Origin of the sequence: Aeromonas finlandensis (assembly GCF_000764645.1) — a bacterium.
Taxonomy (GTDB): Bacteria; Pseudomonadota; Gammaproteobacteria; order Enterobacterales; family Aeromonadaceae; genus Aeromonas; species Aeromonas finlandensis.
Genome location: NZ_JRGK01000214.1, coordinates 1 through 1,059, shown reverse-complemented (window position 1 = coordinate 1,059; position 1,059 = coordinate 1). Strand labels below are relative to the sequence as shown.

Here is a 1,059-nt window from a genome sequence, read left to right as displayed (position 1 = left end):
GTCGTGAGGGGGTCACGGAGGCGGCGGGGAAACTGCAGAAATTGGGAGTTATAAAATATCATCGAGGTCAAATCACCGTGTTGGATCGGCCCAAACTCGAACGATTGAGTTGTGAATGTTACTCAGTGGTGAAAAAGGAAACTGAACGTTTACTCCCTTATATGCATCCCCAAAAATAACCCGCCTACTCCTCCTCCAGCGCGCACAGTCCTTTTTTCTTATGTGAACACAGAGTTGGCTGCTGCAATGCATATGACAACGTGGATGCACTTTGTGCTGTTGCCTCTAAAGTTAAACATCAGTCAGTAGATGTCTGACCCCGGCAGAGTGTTAGCACGGATATGCCTTACCTAACCATTCACGCAATCCCCAAAAATAAATGATCAATGAAAAATCAAGACGGCTATTATCAGCTCGATGATGAGTATCGAGGTAAAAAACAACGTTGTAATGTGCATTATCATGACTCCTATTATTTACATGGTAACCAGTGACTAGAGGGCTTTCCAAACAGATAGCCCTGTAATAAATTTATGCCCAGCGAACTGACTTGACTAGCCTTTATTGGGCTATCTATCTTTTCGACGATGATATTCTCGGTGGTTAAATGTTTGAAATGGTCAAGAGCCGTATCTGCGAGTAGCGCAACATAGTCGAGATCCTGGCAATCAAAGCTAATCTTGATTAAATCAACCTGCACCAAGTGTTTGGTATACTCCAAACGGTTATAGCCAGTGCCAAAATCATCAATGGCTATATGTACCCCGTGCAAGCACAGTTTATACAGTAGTGGGTTGATATCCTTTTGCGGGTGGCTATATTCAACCAATTCAACAGTCAAGTATTTCCCCATCGAGAGCAGTTTTTCCTGAATCGCAATGATGCAATTAAATAGCCGTTTGTTAAATAATGAACTGTGATTAACGTTGAGTGTAATAAAGGGTGGTGGAATATCCTTGCCACTATTGAGTACAAGGAGTAATAGGGATGCACAATAATGGTCAAATTTTTCTGAATGGGGTGGTTTATTGTATTGTGTCAACCAATAGGCCATAGAGC

At 42.2% G+C, this 1,059-nt stretch carries 1 protein-coding gene; it reads right to left on the bottom strand.

Translation table 11 applies throughout. The features are described from left to right. Nucleotides 1-472: 472 nt before the first annotated feature. On the bottom strand, nucleotides 473-1,059 hold a 587-nt coding region (locus LD28_RS22420), incomplete at its 5' end, for an EAL domain-containing protein (protein ID WP_156120222.1).